The following is a 6,531-nucleotide window of genomic DNA, read 5'->3' as shown; positions in this document are numbered from 1 at the left end:
CGTCGTCTTCCCGCATTGCGCCTCTCCCCAAGCTCCTTAAAGCTTAGAACATAGCGTCAATCTATGTTCGCTTATTTATGCACTGGTTAGTAAGTGCACGCGCCGTGAATTGGCTGGCCAGTGGGCAGACGCACGAGCGCGCGAGGGAACTGACTGATTCCGACGATTCCTGACACGACACCCTGAGCTTCATAAAGGATCGCTACACTTGCGACGCCTAATGAGACATCGGGCGTCGATGCATTGTTGAATGGCGTCGACGTAAGAAGACTGTCTATCCTGCCTGAACGTCAGAAGCACTTTCGTGTCATCAGTACACCAAATCGATTTTCTTTTGGCTAGCTAACCCAATCTTTCACGTGATTAAACACGAATCTTCTTTCCGCCCACATAGCGATGGCTCTTCAATATAACGACGGCGCTGTGGGATTGCTTCGGCATCAGTCTTCCCTTTCTCTTTTGTCAAAACAGCATCGGTCGGTGCTGTTCAACGGAGCCATCGAGCCGCTCTCATGACCACTTCCTCATCCTATCCCGACATTGACGCACAGGCCGACCTGATGGTTTATCTCGTGCTGTCGCAACTACTTATGCGTCATTTGACAGGGAGGTGGCTCACGGTTCAGCATGTTGTTGAGTCCACGCACCTGTGGCTACTCACGAACGGCGGTAGCGTTGACTGGCTACAGCGCATCAGCCTGGGTAGCCGAGCCCAAGAGCTGGCCGAGGAGGTGGCGCAAATCGAAGGGATAACCTTCGACGTTAGAACCTTGGAAGCGGCGTTTTCAGGCTATCAACACCTCAACCACCGCTCTCCCGCGGTAGCTGCAATTTACGGTGCCTGCGTGGCCTTCGTTGTTGAACGGCGCACCGCTGGAAGTCGCACCGGATCTGAAAAGTAACATGCCAGAGGGTCGGGGCGCATTGTCATTGCTCAGGCCCCGGTGCGTGCGCTGGACGCGGACTGCTAGCTGCGCATTCCAAAGCAGTACTTAACACCTTCCTCAGGCGTCAATCCGGATCGATAGCACACTTGAATTTCCCGGACCATCGCGTCGGTGATGCTGTGGGGCCATTGAGTCAATTTCTGCTCCAACACCATGCGGAACCAGTCTTCGGTCCATAGCTGGATGCGGAGTATCTCGACGTCCGACAGCACGTCGTACATCAGGCATGAACCCAGCGGCGCCATGGCGAGGTCATCTGTATGCATATCGCTTCTGTTCGCCTGTGGACCGCTCATAGCTTGAATTCCCTCGAGGATGTCGGATTGAACGACCCGTTGCCAAGCAATGGTACGGTACGTTTTTCCGACATTCAGTGACGAACGTCACAGGTCGACCTCAATGCCCGGGAAAGCGAGCGTGTCAAAAATGTAAGGCCGTGTTCCGATAGTCGATTCGATGCGCATAAATGGTCTGCATTTGCCAAAACTCGCGCACTATGATCGGATTCCATGCAAGGCGCGGCACAAACCGGCACCAAAATGTGATTGCCGTCACTTCGCCTTTCGTGGCTTCGGTAAATAATCCCCCCAGAATGCGCATGTCGCGAACGGCGACAACACGCGCAATAGCAAACATCATTAAGACCAGTCAGGCAGCGGGATCGCCACAGTAAATACGGGAAGCTCAATGGGAATTGAACTACAGGTATCGCCTGAGAGGCGCAATGCGCATGTGTGCACGCTGCCAGAGCGCTCCGCGCGTACGGCGTCGCCAATCAAGCGGCAAGGGCGCTGCAATAACCGCAGAGCGCAATGATGTTTATCGCGATCCTTGAGCGGGATGCGGCGCCCCGCGCGCAACTTCTCATATTGCTGCAAAAGATAGGTCATCATGTGACCGACATGCCCTATGCAGGGGAGCTCAGCCGTCACATCGCAGCGCATCCGTGCGACATCGTCATCGTGGGCAGCTCCGAACCACATTCGGACATCCACGGCATCATCGCCGGTCTGCGTTCGCGGCGGCGTCTGGGCATCATCGCGCTGGTAAGCGCGGAGCAACCCGAAGCACGCATCGCCGCACTCGAAAGCGGCGCCGACGTCTGCATCACGCGTCCCTACGACCCTCGCGAAATCGCCGCCACGGTCGAAAGCCTCGCGCGGCGCATCCACGATGTGCACGACCACGATACTCCCGCACCGGGCATCCACACGGCGAAACCGTCCGACGCATGGCTTCTCTTGTCGCGCAAATGGCTGCTGCAGTCGCCCGACGGCAAACAGGTGCAACTGACCGCTACCGAATGCTCGTTGCTTTCCCTGCTGCTCGCGCATGCGGGCAAGCCGGTGTCGCGCCGTGAAATCGTGACGGCGCTCGGCTATGACTACCGGCACTACGACGAACGCCGGCTTGAGGCGCTGGTCAGCCGTCTGCGCCGCAAGCTCGGTCGCCAGCCGGAGGGCACGCCGATTCGCGTCGCACATGGATTCGGCTACGCGTTCACTGCATCAGGTCTGGTTTCCTGACGCGTCGTTATCCGGGGTGTTGGTCTCGGACCTGACGCAGAAGCGCTATTTTTGGCGCATCGCGGGATTACCGACCCTTTCCATTGGAATTAAATCGTCCATAGCTCAAGGTGACATCCTTTGAATAGAGGTGGCCCTGAAGACACGTAGCGCCACTCTCGCGCGCAATGCGCGCGTCGACTTCGGACTCGATCCCCTCGGCGACTACCACGCTCGCGCAGGTTTTCGCGAGCGCCACGATATGCCGAAAACGCACAGGACCGTTATCGGCGAGGCGCGCGGCGCGCACGAACGAAGCGTCGATCTTCACAATGTCCATATCCAGGTACAGAAGGCTTGTCAGGCTGCAATAGCCACCACCGATGTCGTCAAGCGCGACACGGCAACCCAGAAACCGCAGTACGCGCACGAACTCCTGCACGTCCCCCAGTTCGGTCATCGGCGCTGTTTCAGTGATTTCGATTGTGAGTCGGCGCGCGATGGCCGGTTGCTCATTCAATACCGTCAGCGTGAACGCCCACCATGCGTCAAGCGTTGCGCTTTGGGCAGAGATATTGCAACCAAGCCGCGCATGGGGATCGTCTCTCAGCATTCCGATGATCGATTCAACGACCCAACGGTCCAGGCGACGCACCAGACCCGTTCGTTCGAGAGCCGGCACAAGGCTACCGACGCGAACGCGCGTATTCGTCCCGGCGACGCTCTCGCAGAGGAGAGCCTCGAAATAATCGACTGAGCGTGGCTGGCTCGCATAGCATACCGGCTCGAAATGAAACTGCAACCTGCCTTCGTCGATTGCCCCGAAGAGGCTCTCAGCTACCTCTGTGTCTTCGACGAATTGCTTGCGCCAGGCTTCACCGGGCTGACCGTGCAGCATTCGCGTAGCGCCAGCTGAGACGATATCGAACGGCTCATCCCTAAAGTTCACAACCTTTACCGAAATCGTGGGAAACATGATCCCGGAGCTCGTCGGAATGGACCTGTCCCCAAGTGCAGATAGCACACGATCGAGTAGGCGTTCTGTGGGCGAGTTGTGAAGCGATCCGTTGTGCGGCAGTTCAGGTAGAGCGTCGAAGACGAACAGAATGTGTTCACCTCTCATTCTCGCGTTGCCGCGGCGCTCTTCGCATAGAGCCTGGGCACGTTCGCTTACGAAGCGACGAACAGCAACTGCGCACGTCGAACCATGCGCCTGCTCGATTTGACGCAAGTTAGTAATCGAAGCGACGAGGCAGAGCGGAAGACGCAGTTCAGGATCCACCGGCACGCCGACGCCAAGCCGGGCCCATAGGAAGCCCAATTCAGGCGGCAGGTGATTATGGAAAGTCATGCGGCCACCACAACGCCGCGACGCGCCCGCGTAAGCCGACAGCCAAGGGCGAAAGGGTTCGCTTTTGTCTCACCGGCCTTTTGTGTTCGCGCGTGTACGAAAGCCATGATTTTCCGATATTTAAGACCGGGGCTGCACGTATATTGGTCGTCACGTAAGCGAACGTGCATCCGCGTACTCTTGAACGCATGCGAGGCCGAATAAGCGGCTAAGCCCCCTTCGCTCCGTGCGAACGGATCCGGTCCGCCGATGTGCGCGAGTGCGGAGAGGCTCTATGCAAGCCGGCAGCCACTGCATCTCGTGCAAAAAAAAGCCGACTCATCGAGTCGGCAAAAAAGGGTTCTGGCTTTTCCGAGGGCTTGCCAGAACCCGAGAGAATTTCTCGTCGCCGTTTCTCGTCACCGCTAACACCCCAAGTTTAAATGTGCAATCCCTCCGTGCCGGGTGGCGAGTCAGGAATGGTCGAAAATTGTCAGGATGCGCGGCTAGATAGCGAATAGAACGGGAAAGACTCCGACTCCGGAGGTGAGTCCCGATTCCACGCGTTTTCATGGCCACCGCCATGCCCCCGTTTCGATCACCACGATAGCCGTCGCAGGTTGCCCAAAAGCATCCGGATTGCGCGGCGGTCAGAGCCGCAAGACAGACATAGGCGGACATATGCATATTGCTCTCCTTCCCGGGCGCACTCGCCGGCATAGTGCTTCACTCTACCGATAAGAGTGAGGCAGGTCACCCTGGTCACCGGATGTCCCTTTGACGACCTGGTCCGGATGGGCGATCTATTCATCCGAGGGCTCTAGCGGAGCCCGAACTTCACCCGTGCGCCGCGCATGCGATCGGACCAACGCTGATAGGCCCAGCTACCGATGCGGACCGATGCGGACTACGCAAGGTGTCGCATGATCAGCGTCACAGGCGGCCGTGACGATCGACCGTGACCACTCCGTTCTGAGCGTATTAGCTTTCTTTAGGCCGAGCTTTGAGCGCCGGCGCGCATAATCCTTTGATTTATCACGGTTATGCGCGCGCGAAGGGGACGGCTACTGGGTACAACCGGGGTTGACGTTCAGAAGGCGAAAGGCCTTCTCCTGAACCGGTGTGGGCCGTGTGGACATGACGATTCTGGCGTCCGGATTCAGCGGCGTGTGGCAGATGTTGTAGGTGAGTGTGGCCAGGTCATCGAGCAACGTACGGAAGCTATGAACCGGCAAGCCGTCCTCGCCAGGTTTGCTCGCGTCCTTGGCTTTGGCCTGGTCCGAACGTCGCGCCTTGGCCACCGGAGAAGGCCGGGCCGCACGCGCCTGCTCGACGTATTCATCGTCAAACAGCATCGGCTTTAACTTCTCGCGCATGTGCCACTCGACGTAATAACCGTTTATGCCGGCTTCACGCTGACGTAGCCCTTCTGGTATGACCGGTCATGGGCCAGAATCGCCCAGATCATCCTCGCCATCTTGTTGGCGAGCGCCACGATCACTACGTTCGCCGGCCGGCGCTTGCTGATCTGCTCGACCCATGGGCCGGGCTCCTTCGCGTGACTCAGCACGCTACGCGCACCGTGAATCAGCAACGTGCGTAGATAGGTGTCGCCGCGTTTGCTGATGCCGTGCAAATTCACCTTCCCACCCGAACCCGTCTGCTTCGGCACGATCCCGATCCAGGCGGCAAATTCCCGGCCCGATTTAAATGCCTTCGCATCGCCCATCGTTGCGACCGCCGCGGTCGACGTCAGCACACCCACGCCCGGGATTTCGGCAATCGCCTTGTCCGCCTTGTCATCTTTCATCCATTGCCGAAGCCGCCGCTCGATCTGCGAAATCTGCTCGTCCAGTTTCGTCAGTCCGCTCCATTGTTCGCGCAACGTGTCGATCAGCGCAGCCGGCAAGCGCTCCGCGACTCTGGCCAGCACCCCCGGTATCGCCTTGTCCAGCGCGGCGCGGCTCTTGCTCATGACCTCGCCGTATTCAGTCAGCAATCCGCGCAGGCTGTTGATCTGCATGGTGCGGAACTTCACCAGTTGCTGGCGCATACGGTGCAGCGCCAGCACGGCCTGCTGCGCTTCAGTCTTCACCGCGACTTCCTTGCTGGGCTGCTGCACGGCCAGCCAGATTGCTCGTGCATCCGCCGCATCGTTCTTGTTGCGGATGTTGAACGCCTTCACGAATTCCGCCGGCATCAGTCTGACCTGATGTCCCATCCGCATCAGCGCTCGCGCCCAGTGCTGAGCTCCGCCGCAGGCTTCCATACCAATCAGGCAAGGGGTCCGGTTCGCGAAGTGCTCAAGGAACGCCGCGCGCTTGACTGGTTTATTCACAATTTCACCGGTTTCGTCATCCACGTAATGCAGCTGAAACACGTTCTTGGCGATATCCACACCCACTGCCGTACACTTCATGCCGGACTCCCCCGTTGCCTGGAAAAATTTGCATTTTCCACTTTTTGACACATCGATGTCGTCGGCCTGTGAGGACCCACCTTCCTTCATTCCTCCAGGCGCTGACGGGGTGGGACGCGTTCATTTCATTCTCCTTTGAACAGAACTCGCCCCCTGATTTACGTGTCAGGTCATCGGTGGTCCGCCTGCTTCATAGGATCTTGTAGTTCTTCTGGGGCGGCCTTGGGTCGCTAGGCCGAAGTTTGAACACCTGAAACACTGCTGAGCAAGAAGTGGCGCGCCTTTGCGCCATTTTTTGTGTCTTAAATGTTCCCATGTAAATGGTACGTT

At 58.1% G+C, this 6,531-nt stretch carries 6 protein-coding genes and 1 pseudogene; 2 read left to right on the top strand and 5 right to left on the bottom strand.

Going from position 1 to position 6,531, the window contains the following annotated elements; genetic code table 11:
• Positions 1 to 512: 512 nt before the first annotated feature.
• A complete protein-coding gene (locus tag P3T40_RS44660) occupies positions 513 to 902 on the top strand; it encodes a hypothetical protein (RefSeq protein WP_429274049.1) in 390 nt (129 codons plus the stop codon).
• A 65-nt stretch (positions 903 to 967) separates the two neighbouring features.
• Here P3T40_RS44660 and P3T40_RS44655 read toward each other — a convergent pair whose 3' ends face one another.
• Together P3T40_RS44655 and P3T40_RS44650 are read right to left on the bottom strand one after the other, a co-directional pair.
• Complete coding sequence (locus tag P3T40_RS44655; RefSeq protein ID WP_429274048.1) at positions 968 to 1,213, bottom strand: hypothetical protein; 246 nt, start codon at positions 1,211 to 1,213, stop codon at positions 968 to 970.
• A gap of 154 nt (positions 1,214 to 1,367) precedes the next feature.
• Entirely contained in the window at positions 1,368 to 1,586 is a 219-nt protein-coding gene (locus tag P3T40_RS44650; RefSeq protein ID WP_429274047.1) for a hypothetical protein, read from the bottom strand.
• A 173-nt stretch (positions 1,587 to 1,759) separates the two neighbouring features.
• Here P3T40_RS44650 and P3T40_RS44645 point away from each other — a divergent pair, with 173 nt between their 5' ends.
• Complete coding sequence (locus tag P3T40_RS44645) at positions 1,760 to 2,473, top strand: response regulator transcription factor (RefSeq protein WP_429274046.1); 714 nt, start codon at positions 1,760 to 1,762, stop codon at positions 2,471 to 2,473.
• A gap of 67 nt (positions 2,474 to 2,540) precedes the next feature.
• Here the strand turns inward: P3T40_RS44645 and P3T40_RS44640 are convergent, their stop codons facing one another.
• The 3 genes and pseudogenes from P3T40_RS44640 to P3T40_RS44630 form a co-directional block, all read right to left on the bottom strand.
• A complete protein-coding gene (locus tag P3T40_RS44640; RefSeq protein WP_429274045.1) occupies positions 2,541 to 3,803 on the bottom strand; it encodes an EAL domain-containing protein in 1,263 nt (420 codons plus the stop codon).
• 1,043 nt (positions 3,804 to 4,846) lie between these two features.
• Positions 4,847 to 5,176, bottom strand: a pseudogene (locus P3T40_RS44635) (IS1634 family transposase); the annotation flags it as partial.
• A 5-nt stretch (positions 5,177 to 5,181) separates the two neighbouring features.
• Positions 5,182 to 6,201 carry an IS110 family transposase gene (locus tag P3T40_RS44630; protein WP_429274044.1) on the bottom strand — a complete coding sequence of 340 codons (1,020 nt, stop codon included), beginning with the start codon at positions 6,199 to 6,201 and terminating at the stop codon, positions 5,182 to 5,184.
• Between the last annotated feature and the right edge of the window lie 330 nt (positions 6,202 to 6,531).

Source organism: Paraburkholderia sp. EB58 (assembly GCF_050436665.1).
Lineage (GTDB): Bacteria > Pseudomonadota > Gammaproteobacteria > Burkholderiales > Burkholderiaceae > Paraburkholderia.
This window is presented reverse-complemented; position numbering and strand designations above follow the sequence as displayed.

Bases quoted from the DNA above. Each gene is read 5' to 3' on its own strand.
- P3T40_RS44640 (WP_429274045.1), bottom strand. From the start codon at position 3,803: ATGACTTTCCATAATCACCTGCCGCCTGAATTGGGCTTCCTATGGGCC.
- P3T40_RS44655 (WP_429274048.1), bottom strand. From the start codon at position 1,213: ATGCATACAGATGACCTCGCCATGGCGCCGCTGGGTTCATGCCTGATG.
- P3T40_RS44630 (WP_429274044.1), bottom strand. From the start codon at position 6,201: ATGAAGTGTACGGCAGTGGGTGTGGATATCGCCAAGAACGTGTTTCAG.
- P3T40_RS44660 (WP_429274049.1), top strand. From the start codon at position 513: ATGACCACTTCCTCATCCTATCCCGACATTGACGCACAGGCCGACCTG.
- P3T40_RS44650 (WP_429274047.1), bottom strand. From the start codon at position 1,586: ATGATGTTTGCTATTGCGCGTGTTGTCGCCGTTCGCGACATGCGCATT.
- P3T40_RS44645 (WP_429274046.1), top strand. From the start codon at position 1,760: ATGATGTTTATCGCGATCCTTGAGCGGGATGCGGCGCCCCGCGCGCAA.